Source organism: Halalkalibacter krulwichiae (assembly GCF_002109385.1).
GTDB lineage: Bacteria > Bacillota > Bacilli > Bacillales > Bacillaceae_D > Halalkalibacter > Halalkalibacter krulwichiae.
The window spans coordinates 2,320,487-2,336,530 of record NZ_CP020814.1 but is presented as its reverse complement, the minus strand read 5'-3'; the positions used below and the strand labels follow the sequence as shown (position 1 = coordinate 2,336,530).

Below are 16,044 nucleotides of genomic sequence, written 5' to 3'. Positions count from 1 at the left end.
ACGCCTCCATTATTGTTGTTTTTACTGTCTTTTATTGTTACCTGTTTTAAATGAAATATAAATGATCTCCCTTGCTTAAATAAACTCATGGAAGGCAAGTTGTTTATTCATCCGGATTTAATACTTTCCTTGGTACCTTGTATGTCTCGATTTCATCTCTGGACTTATTCCATTATAATGAAGCTGAAGAGTTGTGAAGGTAAAGGAGTAGAATGTAAACGATGAAACTTGTATCATGGAATGTTAATGGAATTCGAGCTTGTTTAAAAAAGGGATTTTTAGATTATTTTGAAGAAGTGAACGCCGATATCTTTTGCATACAGGAAACTAAGTGCCAAAGAGAACAGGTTCAACTAAAAGTAGATGGCTACTTTCAATTTTGGAATGATGCTGTAAAAAAAGGTTATTCGGGCACAGCAGTTTTTTGCAAACAGAAGCCTATTTCAGTTCAGTATGGGCTAGGTGAACTTATTGAAGATAATGAAGGAAGGGTCATTACTTTAGAGTTTGAACATTTTATTCTAGTCAATGTTTATACACCTAATGCGAAAAGAGATTTAACAAGATTGGGCTATCGTCTTGAGTGGGAAGATCGTTTTCGTGATTATTTGTTAATGTTAGATGCCAAAAAGCCGGTAGTTATTTGTGGAGACATGAATGTTGCCCATCAAGAATTGGATTTGAAAAATTCAAAATCTAATAAAGGGAATTCTGGATTCACTAATGAAGAAAGAGAAAAAATGACTAATTTATTGCAATCAGGCTTTATTGATACTTTTCGTTATTTTTTCCCAACTAGGGAGCTTTCCTATACATGGTGGTCATACATGAATAAAGTGAGAGAGCGAAACATTGGTTGGAGAATTGATTATTTTCTTGTTTCGAAGCTCTTAGAAGATAAATTATTAAAGGCTGAAATTCATTCTGAAAGGTTAGGGAGTGATCATTGCCCCATTTTGCTTGAGATTAGCTTGTGAGTTTCTTATGTGTGTTTCATTCAGGTTATATACAAAGGAGGAGAGTTATGGAACAGGGAAAGGGAAAGGGAAAGGTTCTATCTTTAAATGTTGGTAAAAGTAAAAACATTGCTGAACTTGATGAAAAAGAGGTATTATCTGCTATTTATAAACATTCAGTAGAGGAAAGTGTTCTATTCCTTAGTAAGTCGGGAATTTATGGTGATGAACAAGCAGATCTACTTAACCATGGTGGAAGCGATAAAGCGGTTTGCATTTATCCAATCGAGCATTATGCTTATTGGCAATCTAAGCTCAAGATCCGATTATCGCATGGGGCTTTTGGAGAAAATGTGACATTAGCTGGATTGACGGAAGAAAACTGCCATATTGGTGATATTTTTAAATGGGGAGAGGCGGTCGTTCAAGTTAGTCAACCTAGAAGACCGTGTTATAAAGTAGCCAAACGACATCAAATCAAAAAACTTCCACTTATAATTCAAACAACAGGTTATTCTGGTTATTATGTTAGAGTGTTGCAGGAAGGGTATGTTTCAAAGAAGGACCCTTTCGAATTGCTTGACCAATTAACGGATTTTAGCATTAAGTATATCAATAAGATAACTTATCATGAGAAGGGAAATTTACAGGCAAGGGAGCAATTACGACAATTAGAGTCATTATCTTCATCTTGGAAAAGTTCTTTATAATTTGCTGCTGTTTACGTTAGTTAGCAACAAAATAATTTCACTTACCGTACGAATTGCATTTCCGTGTAACATATAAAAAAACTAAAAACAAACTTAAATCCTACATATATGTCAAGTTATTTTTAGCTACGACTAGGAAAGGGTTGAGCAACTATTGAAGATTATCTTATTCGATGGGGTTTGTAATATTTGTCATGAGAGTGTGAACTTTGTTATTCGCCGAGATCACAAAGCTGTGTTTTCCTTCGCATCCTTACAGGGGGCAAAAGGAAAAGAACTTATTGAGGCACGTAATGTGTGTAAAGAAATAAATAGCTTAGTTCTTATTGAAGATAGTGAAATTTACTATAAGTCAACAGCAGCTTTGCGGATTTGTAAACAGTTAAATGGCTGGTGGAAGGTTTTATATGTATTTATCATAATTCCTAAGTCAATTCGAGATTTTGTCTATGATTGTATCGCAAAGAATAGATACAAATGGTTTGGTAAGAAGGAAAGTTGTGATCTTACTTTATTGAAGGAACAAAAACGATTTCTTGATTAATCTGTCTTTCGCTTACATTTTTTATTCAATTATGTGTATCCTAAGAAATATCATATATTTGTGAGGGTACAACATGCATATTGCGATAGCAGTTGGATTGTTTTATTTAAATGTAAAAAAAAGAACATTTAAAAAGTTACATATGTACTATCCAAGTATTATTTATGTCATTTTAATTAATTCATTATATTATTTTTTATTTCGAAAGAGGCTGCTGTGGGAAATGCAGTCATCCAATATGGGTGTTAGTACATTAAAAAAGTTTCACTTATTTAACTAGTAGAATGATTTATATACTAAAATGGATTACCATTTCGCTGCTTACAGAATTCGTATTAAAAAAATACCGTCTAATTCAATTTAAGAATGGTTGGAATCTTTTTTGGTCTGGAACTATTTATTTGGCTATGTATACATTAAGCTATAGTTTTATATTTAGAAAATTAATGGTCGTGAATTTATCGTTATTTATTACGTGTTTGTATATGTTTAGGTTTAGAGCACCTATGATAAAGACTAAATAATTAAAATATTTTCTATATTATTAATGTGACTCTAAGAAAGAGTGTTTCAAAGGTCAAATCGACTCTTGAAACGCTCTTTCTGTTCTTCAGTTACTTTCTTCCTCTTAATTTGGTTATTTATGTTAGAATTGGTTCTGTTATGGTTATTTCCGTTGAGTAAATTGAAATGGTAGTAAAGTTATTAGGGGGAGAAAATGCAGACAACAAAACAAAAGAAAAAGAGTCATTTATCATTTCGATTAAATGTATTATTCTCCATTGTATTCTTGTTATTTTCTGGCTTGATTTTTCGATTGGGCTTTGTTCAAATTGTTCAAGGCGATGAATTTGTTAATGAGCTTGAAAGTATTAGTCAAGCAACAGCAAGATCTGATGCACCAAGAGGTGTAATGTTTGATAGATTTGGTAATTCAGTTGTGGACAATCAGTTGGAATTATCTGTAACTTATACGAATCCTTCTTACGGAACTAGAGCAGAAACGATGATAGAAATTGCAAGAGATCTTGAGCCATTACTTGATATGGAAGATAAGGTTGAGCGTATTACACCGCGCGATCGCCGAGATTATATTTTAGCGAATATGACTATTGATGAACGTTATGATTTAGTAAGTAAAGAGGAAAGAAGCAAGTTAGAAAGCAGTACAGACGAGTATCAACTTGAAATTGAGCGTATTACAGATCAACAAATAGAGGATTTATCCGATCAACATCTTCAAATTCTAGCAATCTATCGAGAAATGACTAGAGGATACGCCAATACACCTCAAACGATTAAACAACAAATCACAGAAAAGGAAGCACATGTAATAAGTGAAAATTTAGACCGACTACCTGGAATTGATATTACGAGGGGTCGAGTCGAACATACCCATATGGGGATTCATTTAAAGGCTTTCTTGGAACTGTCAATGCGATCCCTAGTGAGAAGATTGATTACTATTTATCACGTGGTTACGATCGTTCTGATGTAGTCGGTACGAGCTTTCTTGAACTTCAATACGAGGAAGTGCTACGAGGAGAAAAGGCAGTGGTAGAAAGTATTACATTAAAACAAGGGACCCAAACTGTTGATCGTGAGGTAAATGAGCGAATTGGACAAAGAGGAAACGACCTCATTCTAACGCTTGATATGGAGCTTCAACAACGATTAGAAAAAATTATTGATGAAGAGATGAGAGCTGCTGGGAGGCATTCTTTTATTCTCGATCGTTCCGCTTATGCGGTCTTAATGGACCCGCGTACTGGTGATGTATTGGCTATGGCAGGTTATAATGATCCTGCTCATCGGGAACGAGAAAGTTTCGCAGATCACATTGGAAATGTAACAAAATCCTTTGAGATGGGTTCATCGGTGAAAGCGGCTTCTGTCCTTACGGGTTTTCAAGCTGGAGTTGCTGCTCCTGGGACTCGCTTTAATGATCGTCCACTTTATTTGCCAGGGACACCTGTGAAGCGATCGTGGAATACTCGAGGGTTTGGTTGATTGATGACCGGTATGCTTTAGAGCAATCTTCAAACGTTTATATGTTCGAAATTGGAATGAGAATGGCTAATTGTACATATACAGCTCCTAATACTAGATGTGGCTGGAGTTTAGACTCTATTGATCATGCGTACCAAGAAGTCCGGAGTAGCTTTCATCAGTTCGGGTTAGGCTCAGAAACTGGAATTGATTTACCTTCATACACATCAGGTCTTGCCGGAGGATCAACAATAGGGGGAAACCTGCTTGATTTAATGATTGGTCAATATGATACTTATACGACGTTGCAGTTGGCTCAATACATTGCAACAATTGCAAATGATGGGTATCGAATGGAACCGCGCCTTGTTAGAGAAATTCGTGAGCCATCAATTAATCCTGGAGAGAACGGAGCTGTTATTCAAAAGTTCGAGCCAAAAGTGTTGAACCGAATTGAAATGAGTGACGCTCATATTAAAAGAGTGCAAGAAGGCTTACGTAGTGTAATGACAAGAGGAACAGCCCGAGCACGCTTTTCAGATGCTTCTTATCAACCGGCAGGTAAGACGGGAACAGCTCAGGTGAAAGTTACGGTTGGCGAAGGTGACAATCGACGAAGTATTGATGGTAATACACAGACACTTGTTGGCTATGCGCCTTATCATAACCCAGAAATTGCATTTGCTGTTGTAGTACCAAATGTTCGTTTAGAACGCCATGGAGGCGTACAAGGAATGGCGCAAAAGATATCAAGAAAGGCACTAGATACGTATTTTGACATGAAAAATGAGCGTTTTGGCCCTGTTTATACAGAGGAACCAGCTTCAGCGCATTAATAGAGCTGAGCCGAGAGATATTCGGCTTAGCTCTTATTTTGTTGTTCCCATTTATTTATATAGTTAGGTTTGTAGTGCTTCATTTTTAATAAGAGGTCTTCTGGGTCTTCAGATATTATTAAACTATTCAGAAATTCTTGCTTTATGAACCCTTCGTCAACCATATGTTCTAAAAGTGAAAGTAATTTATTATAATATTGATTTGTATTTAATATCCCTATAGGTTTACTGTGATAACCGATTTGTTGCCAAGTAAGTGCTTCAGCAAGTTCTTCAATTGTACCAATTCCACCTGGAAGAGCAACAAAGCCATCTGCTAATTCATACATTTTGGCTTTCCTTTGATGCATATCCTCTACAATGATTAGATCAGTTAATTGTATATGGTCTACATTTTCATAGATCTTCTTAGGGATTACGCCAACTACTTCACCTTGACGACTGAGGACGTATCTCGCTAATTCCCCCATTAGACCAGCGTTTCCACCTCCATATACGAGGTTTATTTTGTTTTTCGCTAATTCTTGGCCAAACTTTGTCACAGCATCAATATAGCTTTGATGACGACCAAAGCTTGATCCACAAAAAACGCAAATATTTGAAAACATCACGATATCCCACCTAGTTTTGAATTGTATCTTAACAATAATCGAAAGTTTATTATTTGTAAATTCTGTATTTCAAAGAACTCTCAGAGGGTTGAAGTTATTTGATGAAAAAGGAGGGAGTAGTTGATTTAAGTCGAAATTATGAATAAGACAACTTAGGAGGTAGAAATATGACTAGACAGTCAGAAGTAGTTGCTTTAAAAGATGTTGTATGGAAACGAGAAGGTAGAATGATTTTAAACCAAATTAATTGGCAAGTTATTAAAGGTCAACATTGGGTTATTTTAGGTTTAAATGGATCAGGAAAGACATCCATTTTGAATCTACTTATAGGTTATCAATGGTGTTCAAAAGGGGAGGTTCATGTTTTAGGACAAAAGTTTGGACAAACGAATATTCCAGAATTACGCAAATCTATAGGTTGGGTAAGTAGTTCTGTTGATGAACGTTACACCGCTAGAGGGAGTGACAGTGCTCTAGATGTGGTGATTAGTGGAAAGTATGCTTCCATTGGTCTTTTCGAACAAGTAACGGATGAAGATTGTACAAGAGCGAGACATTTATTAAAAGAATTACGAATAGAGCACCTAGCGAACCATTCATTTCTTAAACTGTCTCAAGGTGAAAAGAGAAGAGTCGTCATAGCTCGCGCATTAATGGCTCAACCGAAACTACTTATACTAGACGAACCTTGTAACGGACTTGATTTATATTCAAGGGAACAATTACTGGAGACGATTGAACGTTTATCGATGGTAGAGGGAGGACCAACACTTTTATATGTCACCCACCATATTGAGGAAGTAATACCAACAATTTCTCACGTCCTATTAGTTAATGATGGGGAAGTCGTTGCTCAAGGAGAAAAGCATAAAACGTTAACCAAAGAAAATTTGGAAAAGACATTCCGACTTCCTATTACAGTTAAATGGCAAGATGAGCGAGCGTGGGTGACCATTAAAAAGGATTGTAGTTGAAGAAGTAGGATAGCTAATGTCTTTAATTACTGGTTATATAGAATAAATATTTATGAACTAGTCAACAATGTTATCATGAATATCTATATATTAGGTGTTGTTGATGAAAAAATTACTTTCATTTATAAATAATAATTGGGTTATCGTTCTTTGTTTATGTTATTTATTATTGATAGGAATAATTATCCTATCAATCTTACTTTTTAGTTATGGATAAAAGTACGGAATGATCACAAAACAATTCTTCACCTTGCATGAATGCCTATTATGCTAAAGGTGAAGAATGTTTAAATAATAGATAGAATATTGCTAGTAATTATTAAAATTTCGGTATCGTTTTATAAGCCAATTTAGAAATGATTTCTTCGTGTTGTGGATATTCCTCGAGAAGCTGTTGTTGAGTAAATAATTCAAAATCCTCGTATACAAATCCTGGTGCGACCATACATCCTACTAATGAGAATGATTTATCCTCAGCAAGTGATGAACCAAAGATAGAATGTTTTGGAACTAATACTTGCGGAACCTCACCTTTATCTATATTCAAACCTAATTTAGCTTCCTCATATCGTCCATCTTGATGAATGATGTGGACAGACATTGAACTACCAGCATGGAAGTACCATAATTCATCGGATTGTAAACGGTGAAAATGAGACACATCACCAGCTCGCAGTAAAAAGTAAATACTAGTATACAGCTTTCGTGACTGTTCATTCAGCTCTTCAGTTGATTCAAATGAACGCTTAAAAAAACCTCCTTCAGGATGAGGTTCTAGCCCTAGGTGTGAAATCCAATAATTTGCGTCGTTTTGATTCAATCGAATAATCTCCTTTCAGTTTATGTATGAGTGATCGTTCTTTCTACAGTTAATCAGAATAAGCTGCAACAATCAATTATTTTTGTCTAATATAAAAAGAGAAAAGAAACTCTTCTTTAAGGTTGAATTCTTGAATAACTATTGTCACAAGGGATTTGAGTTTTTTAGAGTCTTTAGTTCATTCATCTTTCATAACGATAAGCCACCTAGGTTCCTTCTAAGCGGCTTTGATGTATCCTTGAAGTCGTCAATTTCAAGTATGTATTAACTAAGTAATGTTTAATACCTTTCCAAATGGAGCTTTAGGTTTAAACTTATCGAGTACGAGCCAGTATATTAATGAATTCAACGTCAACTCTTCATATATATAACCTGTTAAATCAGTTATATATAATAACGTATCAATTTCTTTTTCGTTTGCCCATTCGAGCACCTCGGTATACGAAGATTTCCCATGCTTATAGTATGTTAGTGGCTTGTTTTCTTTCACGTTAGAAATATCTCTAATTTTGAAATCGGCCTGTATTACAGTAGCTTCTGGATTAAGCTCTTTAATAAATAGACGAATATTGTTAATCGACGCCTTATCTGTCTGATCGTTAGAAGTATCAATTGCTAATGCTACTTTTTTTTCCTTGTTCTTCTGCATAATCTTTAAAAGTTCCCTTTGCCAATTCATTTAGTTCATCCTCCCTTGGTAACGACATTATTATTCCTTTATCATGATTTGTTATAACAACTTTTCATTCAATTTTTTTATTGCTGTTAACGAACAATCAATTGCCTTTTATTAGTTTACATAATAAAAATATGGACGAGATGAGGGCGGTTAGAACAATAGGATTGGCTAGCAACTTTTAAATCGTTTCATACCATATTAATAAAAGGAGGTTTCTTTATGGATGTAGCTAAGTTGGTTATGAAAGAGTACCCGCTTAACGTCAAAAAAGTATCACTGTTATCGGATAAAGGTAAAAAAGCAGTTTGGTTAATTCTTGCTGGTTCTAAGAAATTCATTTTGAAAAAAGTCCCAATAAGAGAAGGTAGACTAAGATTTATGACGCATGCGATTCAATTTATGAAGAATAATGGAGTTCGTACCCCTCAAGTCATAAAAACGAAAAAGGGTAGAAGTTATGTTAGATTAGACGAACAATACTTTGTTTTGTTTGAAGCGATTACAGGGAAGAAACCAAGCTATCAAAAAAGGAAACAATTACAGAAAATCGTATTGGGCTTAGCAACGTTTCATAAAGCTTCTACAGGTATTAATATCCCGATTCATTCAGAACCATCGATTCTTTTAGGAGGTTGGAGAGATGAATTCATCCGACGTCACCAATTAATGAAAAGCTGGAAGGTCGAACGATCCCATGCTTCTTCTCATAATGAGTTTGATCAACAGTTCTTAAATCATGTCGATTTTTTTCTTACCCAATGTGAAAAGGCCATCGATATTTTGGATGAGTCTTATTATGTAGACTGGAATGAAAGAACAAAGAGGATGAAAATGTTGTGTCATCAAGATTTTGCTGCAGGCAATTTGATGCTTGACGATGAAGGAAATTTGCACGTTTTTGATATGGATTCATTAACCATTGATCTACCGGCAAGAGACATTAGGAAAATTTTAAACAAAGTAATGAAAAAGCAAGAAGAGTGGAATTTAGATCTTATGATTGAAATGATGATGCATTATCAAAAAGTTAATCCTTTATCTAAAGAGCAATATGAGGTAGTACTTGCTGATTTGCTTTTCCCTCATTTATTTTACGGGCAAATATCAAAATACTATGGTAAAGAGACAAAGGAATGGTCTGAAGAAAAGCACTTGCAACGTTTAATCGATACAATTAAATTGGAAACTAGTAAGGAACACATAATAAGGTTATTTCAGGACCATCTTGACGAGAACAATGGTCTATAATAGTAGAGGATAAAGTTAGAGTGAAAATTCAAATTTCAAGTAAAAGAACTCGGAGTGATAAAATGAATGGCGAATTACCCATTTCTTTTCCGTTACCGATTATGATCACGGACGAAAGAAATATAATTATAGATTTTAATCAATATGTTACTGGTGTTCAGTTTCCACCAATTCAAAAGGGAAAATCCATTAATAGGCTGTTTGATCGCTTACAACCGAGCGGAGAGTTTCATATTGCTTTTTATAACCGGTATAAATATTTAATCGTTTCAACTAAGTTGGACTCCTATAAGCAAGCGCGCTTTCTTCATATTCTTTTGGATGGCGATCACTATGTTGACTTGTTAGACAAAATAAAGGAATTAGAAATGAATCGTTATAATTTGTCTGAGTTAAATGAACGGAACGATGAACTTAACGAAAAATTAAGACAATGCCAAGATTTAAATGCTCTGTATAAAACTCAATTAGAACAAATAGAAACTAAGCTGAGTAAGGATTCAGAAGTTGTAGTTAAGAGTGAAAAAATGGATGGAATTTTTCGTTTAGTTGAACGTTTAGCGAATATTGATATACCGGTTCTCGTGCAAGGTGAACCAGGTGTTGGTAAAGATGTGCTAATTAGACATCTTTACCGTGTTAGTAATCGATATGAAACAGGAAAGTTAATTAAAGTAAATTGCGGGGAAGTACCAAATGAGCTTCTTGAATGGGAGTTGTTTGGTTCTGAATTGGACATGACTTCTAGAGCACCAGGAATGATTGAATTAGCTGACAAAGGTTTTTTATTTTTGGACAAAGTTGAGAAGCTTTCTTTGGAGTTACAAGGGAAACTTCTTCGAGTGTTGGGAGAAAACAAGTTTCAAAAGGGCAGGGAATCGGAGGAGAGAAAGATAGATGTTCGGGTTCTTGTTGCAACGCAAAAAGATTTGAAGAGGATGGTGGAAGCCGGAACGTTCAGAGAAGATTTGTACAATTGGTTACGTGGCGTACCAGTTGTGGTTCCGCCACTTAGAGAGCGGAAGGAAGATATTTTTCCACTAGTTCATTATTATCAGACTCAGATTAACCGTAAGTATGAGTTATTGAAAAGTTTTGATGAATCACTTAAAAAATTCTTTTACGAACATCATTGGTCAGGCAATGTTCGTGAACTAGCGCACTTACTGGAGCGTCTTATGCTCACAACCGATAGCAATGAGCTTACTGTATCGGACCTGCCTCGTGAGTACCGAGAAGAACCTCAATCTACTGAACAAATACTTAGAGAAGTGGAACCATTAAAAGATGTAGTAGAACATGCGGAACGAAGAGTTTTGATGTTAGCTGCACAAAAGTATCAAACGACATATCAAATCGCTAAACAGTTAGGAACTAGTCAGGCGACCGTCGTTCGGAAAATGCAAAAATATGACATAAAAATCAAGTGATTCAAAAATGAATTTTAATACAAAAATGAATTTTATTGTCGTTTTTTGATGCGTTTTTGTATCGAAGTGACGAAATAAGTTGATTTTAGCGGTTTTTCGTTAAATGGGACTTTGATTACATATACCATATGAGGGTCTTTTTCATTTTTTTACCCGGTCTTTTTTCTTTGCTGATGATTTTCCACTGTTGGTTCTCCATACGCAGTTCGTATTTGACATTTGTCCCATCTGCCAGTTTGAAGACAATAAACCCTCGGTTTCCTTTTAGAAAAGTGATTGGAGATATCACATTTTTATAAGGTGGAGAAATGTAAGGATTCAGTTCTACAATGATTTTTGTAATAAATGGCCGAAGTGGCGCTGGAATATTTGTAGTGTTGTAAGCTTTATAAGATTGGAGATTTAATTGAAACGCTTGTGCTATATCGGAAACAGCTTCTTTATAAAAAGCGTTGATCTTTCTTGCTTCTTGATCTTCTTTGCTTTTGATATTAATGACTCTATGGCCAACTGGGGTCAGTAAGACGGTCAAGTTAAAGGTAATATTCGGAGGATTATGAGCATGTTCATATGTCGAGACTAGAACTTGAATGACATAATAATTTTCCTTATTTAGTTTTGCGATGTCTTTGATTTGGATGTTGTGAAAATCGGTCGTAAAGGAGTACGGGGCGTAAGTTGTTTTTTTGTTTTTATAGCTTGTGATTGCTTCTTGTATCGTAGGAGTTAAAACGGACTTTAGTGATTGTATAGGTTGTATGTGATTGGCAAGTACCGAGGGTGTATGTAAACATATTGTAACGATTAATAGGATAAGAGCCTTCTTCATCATTGAGCCACCTTTATGTAAGTAAAGCAGTTTGAATCAATTGATTCAAACTGCTATTCCATAGCTATTTAAACGAATGTGTGGACTTAGGATTGTTTTTCAATTAGAATTGTGAACCGCCTAATTGTTGTTCAGCCATTTGAACAAGACGTTTTGTGATTTCGCCACCAACTGAACCGTTGGCACGAGAGGTTGTATCAGCGCCAAGTTGAACACCAAATTCTTGTGCAATCTCATACTTCATTTGATCTAAAGCTTGTTGTACTCCAGGAACTAGTAATTGATTTGAACTATTGTTGTTGCTTGCCATGATGTATCACCTCTTTCAAATAGTATGGTTCTAGTATGTGAGTTTGTCTGTGCACTATGCAACAAAGCAGACGGCAATTTATCCCATTCTCACAATTGTTTTTAAACAATCAATTGCTATAAAATCAATGTCTTCACCTATTCTAATCTTAATTCGCTTTAAATGTAGATCGACTTTATCAATAATGCCAACTAATTCATGGAAGAATCCGTCGTTCCAATAAATCACTTTAACATCCAGTTCATGCTTGAGGGAATCGAAAACAATGATTCCGATTTCTTGCCATTCTTGCTCATCTAATTCAGGCTTTTCCACTTTTTTTATTTCTTGTTTACGGTGCAATAAAGCTTGCTTATGCTCAGGTAAGAACATTCGGCTACTTTCCCAAAGAATATTTCCGCGCTGTAAATGCTCTTGTTGATTCATTTATAATGTCCTCCTATCTTTTTTGAACGTTCAAATGCTTGCCCAGCCTTGGTTAATGAGGAAGCGCGAATAAGCGACGTTGTCCCGTATTTATCCTTAATTCCATCCATTACATAACCAAGTTCGACTTTTTTATCGCGGTCTGTATCGAACAAACTAAGCTGGACTTCATCATCAGGACAAAGTTTTGTTAAGCTCACACCAAGGCGTCTAATTGGATTATGGTTCCAAAACTGCAAAAAAAGCTTTTCAACCGTATGAAATACATCCATTACATAGTTAGTTGGTTCATATAAAGTTGTTTGTCGATGAAAACCTGTTTGAACTTCATAACTAGCGCCACTGACGCTAATGGTAACTGTTTGCCCCATAACCCCTGATTTACGAGCCCTCATACAAACTTCTTCACAAAGTTCAAGTAAGACGACACGAATCTCTGTAAGACTAATATAATCACGAGGCAATGTCATACCGTGCCCAATTGCTTTTTGGCCATCGTGAGAGGCGGTTGTAACAGGAGAATAGTCCTCTCCATGTGCGGTCATCCAAAGAATTTGACCATTAATGCCCCATTGCTTTTTTAAACGTTGGAGTGGAACGTTAGCGAGTTGTCCAACTGTTCGAACACCCATATTTCGCAAATGACTAGCCATCCGACTCCCAACGCCAAACATTTTCTCAACGGGGAGAGGCCATAATGTTTGACTGAGTTCTTCTTTTTTAAGCCAAAATATCCCAGATCTATTCTTTTTTGAGAAATTGTCACAAGCCATCTTGGCAAGAATTTTGTTTTCCCCAATTCCAATTCTTGCTCGGACCTTTGTTTCTTCCCATATTTGCTTTTGGATTTTCTGAGCAATTTCTAAAGGAGGACCAAATAACCTCTCACTTCCGGTTACATCAATAAATTGTTCATCAATGGAAAAGGGTTCGACTAAATCGCTATATTCTTCTAGTATCGCTGTAATTTGAACGGAAATTGTAATATAATCTTGCATTTTTGGTGGTACGACAACTAGGTCCAGACATTTCTGTTGTGCTTCCCATAAACGTTCTCCATTTTTAATGCCGCTTTTTTTGGCCAAAGGACAAGCTGCTAAAATAACACCCGATCTGCGCTTAGGGTCGCCTGAGACGACTAGTGGCTTATTATGTAAGTTAGGATATCTCGCTTTTTCGACTGAGGCATAAAAAGATTGCATATCGACAAGAAAGACCGTTTTCATGAAATTCACACCCTTAAAAAGAACGTATGTTTGTTTTTTATTATATGCGAAAGTATGTTCTATATTCAACAGACATTTTATCCCAAGACGAGTCAAGGTTGACTAGATACCCTACTGTGTATAAAATTATGGTAAGAATATAGCCGGAGAGTGATAAGAAGATGAAGTACAACGATCAAATGAAAAATAGAGTAAAGCGTGTAGAGGGACAAGTTAGGGCTTTATTACGTATGATGGAAGAAGAAAAAGACTGTAAAGATTTAGTTGCGCAAATGTCAGCTGCGCGAAATGCACTAGACCGAACAATCGGTTTAGTAGTGAGTACTAATTTGGAACAATGTGTAAGGGATCAAATTAATAAAGGTGAGGATACTGAAGAACTGATTCAGGAAGCAGTAAACTTATTAGTGAAGAGCCGATAATACAAACGCGAAGTGGGAATTGCCATGTTGAAAAGTCCATGAATTGTAACAAAAGAAGTTGTGTACAACTCCTCAGAAGAACGAGTAACCACTCATTTGAAAAAAGAAGGCAAGAATGAAGTTTTATTAACTTTCGATGATGGGCCGAGTAAATATTTAGATCAATTCTTAGATGTTTTAGCAGAAGAAAAAGTACCCGCTCTGTTTTTTTGGCAATCAAGGCTGCTACACCATAAAAGACCGTGGTCTAGAGTTTTACGAGAAGGTCATGAAATAGGGCTTCATTCACATAGTCATAAAAACTTAGTGAAGCTAACCAAAAGTGAACAAATGAAAGAAATTAAAACGAATAAAAGAATTGTTGAGCAACTAATTGATCATCCAGTTCGATACTTTCGTCCACCGTTTGGACAGCATAATTCTGATACAATCGAAATTGCGTCAGAACTAGACTTAGAGGTGATTATGTGGGATATTTCCTCCTTTGATTGGGACTTGAAGGATGATCCAACACAAATAGTTAAAAATGTAACGGAGCATGTTCAAGACGGCTCGATTATTTTGCTACATGAGCTTAAGCAAACACTTGAAATTTTGCCACAATTAATCCAAGGTCTAAAAGAAAGAGGATGTCACTTCACAAGTCTGAAGAGGTGACATCCTTTTCGTATCCTCAAATAAAGAAGTCTATTTTGGGATACCCTAACAAACATCTATTCGGAGGAAGGGTGTTTGACTTGATTGAATGGATATTAAAGATAAGAAAGAACATTTGGTTAGTACCAAGTGTTTATTGTTTAGTTTCGTCTTTATTAGCAATTTTTATTATTTGGATTGATACAGCACACGGTGAAAAAGTACAGGATATTTTTCCGGCAAGTTTGTTAATTAGCGTGAACTTAGCTCAAACCATTCTTGCAACCATTGCTGCAGCATTGTTAACGATGATTACAATTACATTCTCAACAATTATGGTCGTTTTAACAACGTATTCATCCCAATTTTCCCCAAGAACGTTAACTGATTTTATTACTAATAAAATTACGATGAGAGTACTAGGCATATATATGGGCGGCTTTATGTACAGTATTCTCACACTATTATTCATGAGAGAGGATTTAACATATGAAGTACTGGGAGCAACAATAGCTGTATTCTTCTCTATCATCTGTCTTTCCTTTTTTGCTTATTTCATTCATTTTGTTGCAGCATCTATTCAAGTGAATAAATTAATAAGTGAGGTTACCAGACAGACGTTAAAAACAGTTAAAGAACGAATGAAAACGAAGAAAGGAGAGGAGAAGGTTAGAATTACTAACGATAAGCCTAATTTGGCAAAAAACTATTATTCAAAAAAAGAATTTAAAAGTGAAACATTTGGCTACATTCAACTAATTGAATATCAGCATTTATTTGATTTAGCTAAAAAGTATGATCTCGTTGTAGAACTAAACCAAAGAATTGGAGCCTTTATTACTGATAATAAAACTGTATTTACCGTGTATTATAAAAAGGACTTACCAAAGATCAAGCTTAAGAAATTTGTAGTACTTGGTGTTGAAAGAACGATTCTGCAGGACGTAGAGTTTGGAATTCGTAAGATTGTAGAAGTGACATTGAGAGCAATTTCACCAGGTATAAATGATCCGAATACGGCAATTGACGGCATATTGCATTTAGGAAAACTATTAGGAAGAGCGTCTGAACAAGACGGACGTTATCTTCTATACGAGATTGAAAAGGAAGTCAAGGTAATTGCACCACAGAAAACATTTGAAGAGTTGCTGTATACGACTTTTTCTCAAATATGTCACTATGGCCAAAATGATCTATCCATTCTAATCGCAATATACGATGCATGTATGATGATTGCTGAAGAGAGTGGTCAAACGATCCGTCAACAAGTTTGGCAGTTTAGCCGGTACATAAAAGAAAATTTCAACCTAGAGACATTACATGAAAAGGATTTAAATTACTTTCATTTAAAAGAAAGACAATTACGAGATCTCACTGCGAATGTTTTGTAAAACATCT

19 protein-coding genes and 1 pseudogene are annotated in these 16,044 nt (G+C 35.5%); 13 read left to right on the top strand and 7 right to left on the bottom strand.

The window, feature by feature from the left end:
- The first annotated feature begins 221 nt into the window (after positions 1-221).
- The 7 genes and pseudogenes from BkAM31D_RS11695 to BkAM31D_RS24325 all read left to right on the top strand — a co-directional run bounded on the left by BkAM31D_RS11695 (position 222) and on the right by BkAM31D_RS24325 (position 5,035).
- A complete protein-coding gene (locus BkAM31D_RS11695) occupies positions 222-977 on the top strand; it encodes an exodeoxyribonuclease III (protein WP_066149288.1) in 756 nt (251 codons plus the stop codon).
- A gap of 47 nt (positions 978-1,024) precedes the next feature.
- Positions 1,025-1,666: an MOSC domain-containing protein gene (locus BkAM31D_RS11690; protein WP_066149285.1), complete on the top strand. Its 642-nt coding sequence runs from the start codon at positions 1,025-1,027 to the stop codon at positions 1,664-1,666.
- Positions 1,667-1,820: 154 nt separating this feature from the next.
- On the top strand, positions 1,821-2,210 hold the full coding sequence (locus BkAM31D_RS11685; protein ID WP_066149283.1) for a thiol-disulfide oxidoreductase DCC family protein: 390 nt from the start codon (positions 1,821-1,823) through the stop codon (positions 2,208-2,210).
- Between the two features lie 73 nt (positions 2,211-2,283).
- Positions 2,284-2,490 carry a hypothetical protein gene (locus BkAM31D_RS11680; protein WP_085449794.1) on the top strand — a complete coding sequence of 69 codons (207 nt, stop codon included), beginning with the start codon at positions 2,284-2,286 and terminating at the stop codon, positions 2,488-2,490.
- 438 nt (positions 2,491-2,928) lie between these two features.
- A pseudogene (locus tag BkAM31D_RS24335) lies at positions 2,929-3,797 on the top strand (peptidoglycan D,D-transpeptidase FtsI family protein); the annotation flags it as partial.
- A gap of 69 nt (positions 3,798-3,866) precedes the next feature.
- The gene (locus BkAM31D_RS24330) at positions 3,867-4,220 is read left to right on the top strand and encodes a penicillin-binding transpeptidase domain-containing protein (RefSeq protein ID WP_503487637.1); all 354 of its coding nucleotides are present in this window, start codon (positions 3,867-3,869) and stop codon (positions 4,218-4,220) included.
- Positions 4,217-5,035 (top strand): penicillin-binding transpeptidase domain-containing protein, encoded by an 819-nt coding sequence (locus tag BkAM31D_RS24325; protein WP_257391563.1) that lies wholly within the window; start codon positions 4,217-4,219, stop codon positions 5,033-5,035. The genes BkAM31D_RS24330 and BkAM31D_RS24325 overlap by 4 nt, the downstream gene beginning before the upstream one ends.
- Before the next feature lie 26 nt (positions 5,036-5,061).
- On the opposite strand, the gene BkAM31D_RS11670 is transcribed toward BkAM31D_RS24325, so the two are convergent.
- Entirely contained in the window at positions 5,062-5,643 is a 582-nt protein-coding gene (locus tag BkAM31D_RS11670) for an LOG family protein (RefSeq protein ID WP_066149281.1), read from the bottom strand.
- Between the two features lie 170 nt (positions 5,644-5,813).
- Here BkAM31D_RS11670 and BkAM31D_RS11665 point away from each other — a divergent pair, with 170 nt between their 5' ends.
- The gene (locus BkAM31D_RS11665) at positions 5,814-6,620 is read left to right on the top strand and encodes an ABC transporter ATP-binding protein (RefSeq protein ID WP_066149279.1); all 807 of its coding nucleotides are present in this window, start codon (positions 5,814-5,816) and stop codon (positions 6,618-6,620) included.
- 319 nt (positions 6,621-6,939) lie between these two features.
- Here BkAM31D_RS11665 and BkAM31D_RS11660 read toward each other — a convergent pair whose 3' ends face one another.
- Positions 6,940-7,440 carry a cupin domain-containing protein gene (locus BkAM31D_RS11660; protein WP_066149277.1) on the bottom strand — a complete coding sequence of 167 codons (501 nt, stop codon included), beginning with the start codon at positions 7,438-7,440 and terminating at the stop codon, positions 6,940-6,942.
- A gap of 268 nt (positions 7,441-7,708) precedes the next feature.
- Positions 7,709-8,119, bottom strand: coding sequence for a VWA-like domain-containing protein (locus tag BkAM31D_RS11655; RefSeq protein ID WP_066149276.1), 411 nt, complete (start codon positions 8,117-8,119; stop codon positions 7,709-7,711).
- Between the two features lie 219 nt (positions 8,120-8,338).
- Here BkAM31D_RS11655 and BkAM31D_RS11650 point away from each other — a divergent pair, with 219 nt between their 5' ends.
- On the top strand, positions 8,339-9,367 hold the full coding sequence (locus BkAM31D_RS11650) for a CotS family spore coat protein (RefSeq protein ID WP_066149274.1): 1,029 nt from the start codon (positions 8,339-8,341) through the stop codon (positions 9,365-9,367).
- 62 nt (positions 9,368-9,429) lie between these two features.
- A complete protein-coding gene (locus BkAM31D_RS11645; protein WP_066149271.1) occupies positions 9,430-10,797 on the top strand; it encodes a sigma 54-interacting transcriptional regulator in 1,368 nt (455 codons plus the stop codon).
- 115 nt (positions 10,798-10,912) lie between these two features.
- Here BkAM31D_RS11645 and BkAM31D_RS11640 read toward each other — a convergent pair whose 3' ends face one another.
- The 4 genes from BkAM31D_RS11640 to BkAM31D_RS11625 all read right to left on the bottom strand — a co-directional run bounded on the left by BkAM31D_RS11640 (position 10,913) and on the right by BkAM31D_RS11625 (position 13,588).
- The gene (locus BkAM31D_RS11640) at positions 10,913-11,629 is read right to left on the bottom strand and encodes a DUF3888 domain-containing protein (RefSeq protein ID WP_084371936.1); all 717 of its coding nucleotides are present in this window, start codon (positions 11,627-11,629) and stop codon (positions 10,913-10,915) included.
- Positions 11,630-11,729: 100 nt separating this feature from the next.
- A complete protein-coding gene (locus tag BkAM31D_RS11635; protein WP_035663207.1) occupies positions 11,730-11,936 on the bottom strand; it encodes an alpha/beta-type small acid-soluble spore protein in 207 nt (68 codons plus the stop codon).
- A 78-nt stretch (positions 11,937-12,014) separates the two neighbouring features.
- A complete protein-coding gene (locus BkAM31D_RS11630) occupies positions 12,015-12,362 on the bottom strand; it encodes a YolD-like family protein (protein ID WP_066149266.1) in 348 nt (115 codons plus the stop codon).
- Positions 12,359-13,588 (bottom strand): DNA polymerase IV, encoded by a 1,230-nt coding sequence (locus BkAM31D_RS11625; RefSeq protein ID WP_066149262.1) that lies wholly within the window; start codon positions 13,586-13,588, stop codon positions 12,359-12,361. The genes BkAM31D_RS11630 and BkAM31D_RS11625 overlap by 4 nt, the downstream gene beginning before the upstream one ends.
- Positions 13,589-13,749: 161 nt before the next feature.
- Between BkAM31D_RS11625 and BkAM31D_RS11620 the strand changes: the two genes are divergently transcribed.
- The 3 genes from BkAM31D_RS11620 to BkAM31D_RS11610 all read left to right on the top strand — a co-directional run bounded on the left by BkAM31D_RS11620 (position 13,750) and on the right by BkAM31D_RS11610 (position 16,037).
- Positions 13,750-14,010, top strand: coding sequence for a metal-sensitive transcriptional regulator (locus tag BkAM31D_RS11620; RefSeq protein WP_066149260.1), 261 nt, complete (start codon positions 13,750-13,752; stop codon positions 14,008-14,010).
- A 96-nt stretch (positions 14,011-14,106) separates the two neighbouring features.
- Positions 14,107-14,667: a polysaccharide deacetylase family protein gene (locus BkAM31D_RS11615; protein ID WP_235820235.1), complete on the top strand. Its 561-nt coding sequence runs from the start codon at positions 14,107-14,109 to the stop codon at positions 14,665-14,667.
- Positions 14,668-14,747: 80 nt separating this feature from the next.
- Positions 14,748-16,037: a DUF2254 domain-containing protein gene (locus BkAM31D_RS11610; RefSeq protein WP_169801069.1), complete on the top strand. Its 1,290-nt coding sequence runs from the start codon at positions 14,748-14,750 to the stop codon at positions 16,035-16,037.
- Positions 16,038-16,044: the final 7 nt, after the last annotated feature.

Excerpts from the sequence above, each read along its gene's own strand:
- BkAM31D_RS11695 (WP_066149288.1), top strand. The coding sequence starts at position 222 with ATGAAACTTGTATCATGGAATGTTAATGGAATTCGAGCTTGTTTAAAA.
- BkAM31D_RS11690 (WP_066149285.1), top strand. The coding sequence starts at position 1,025 with ATGGAACAGGGAAAGGGAAAGGGAAAGGTTCTATCTTTAAATGTTGGT.
- BkAM31D_RS11680 (WP_085449794.1), top strand. The coding sequence starts at position 2,284 with ATGCATATTGCGATAGCAGTTGGATTGTTTTATTTAAATGTAAAAAAA.
- BkAM31D_RS24330 (WP_503487637.1), top strand. The coding sequence starts at position 3,867 with ATGGAGCTTCAACAACGATTAGAAAAAATTATTGATGAAGAGATGAGA.
- BkAM31D_RS11670 (WP_066149281.1), bottom strand. The coding sequence starts at position 5,643 with ATGTTTTCAAATATTTGCGTTTTTTGTGGATCAAGCTTTGGTCGTCAT.
- BkAM31D_RS11665 (WP_066149279.1), top strand. The coding sequence starts at position 5,814 with ATGACTAGACAGTCAGAAGTAGTTGCTTTAAAAGATGTTGTATGGAAA.
- BkAM31D_RS11655 (WP_066149276.1), bottom strand. The coding sequence starts at position 8,119 with ATGAATTGGCAAAGGGAACTTTTAAAGATTATGCAGAAGAACAAGGAA.
- BkAM31D_RS11650 (WP_066149274.1), top strand. The coding sequence starts at position 8,339 with ATGGATGTAGCTAAGTTGGTTATGAAAGAGTACCCGCTTAACGTCAAA.
- BkAM31D_RS11645 (WP_066149271.1), top strand. The coding sequence starts at position 9,430 with ATGAATGGCGAATTACCCATTTCTTTTCCGTTACCGATTATGATCACG.
- BkAM31D_RS11640 (WP_084371936.1), bottom strand. The coding sequence starts at position 11,629 with ATGATGAAGAAGGCTCTTATCCTATTAATCGTTACAATATGTTTACAT.
- BkAM31D_RS11635 (WP_035663207.1), bottom strand. The coding sequence starts at position 11,936 with ATGGCAAGCAACAACAATAGTTCAAATCAATTACTAGTTCCTGGAGTA.
- BkAM31D_RS11630 (WP_066149266.1), bottom strand. The coding sequence starts at position 12,362 with ATGAATCAACAAGAGCATTTACAGCGCGGAAATATTCTTTGGGAAAGT.
- BkAM31D_RS11625 (WP_066149262.1), bottom strand. The coding sequence starts at position 13,588 with ATGAAAACGGTCTTTCTTGTCGATATGCAATCTTTTTATGCCTCAGTC.
- BkAM31D_RS11620 (WP_066149260.1), top strand. The coding sequence starts at position 13,750 with ATGAAGTACAACGATCAAATGAAAAATAGAGTAAAGCGTGTAGAGGGA.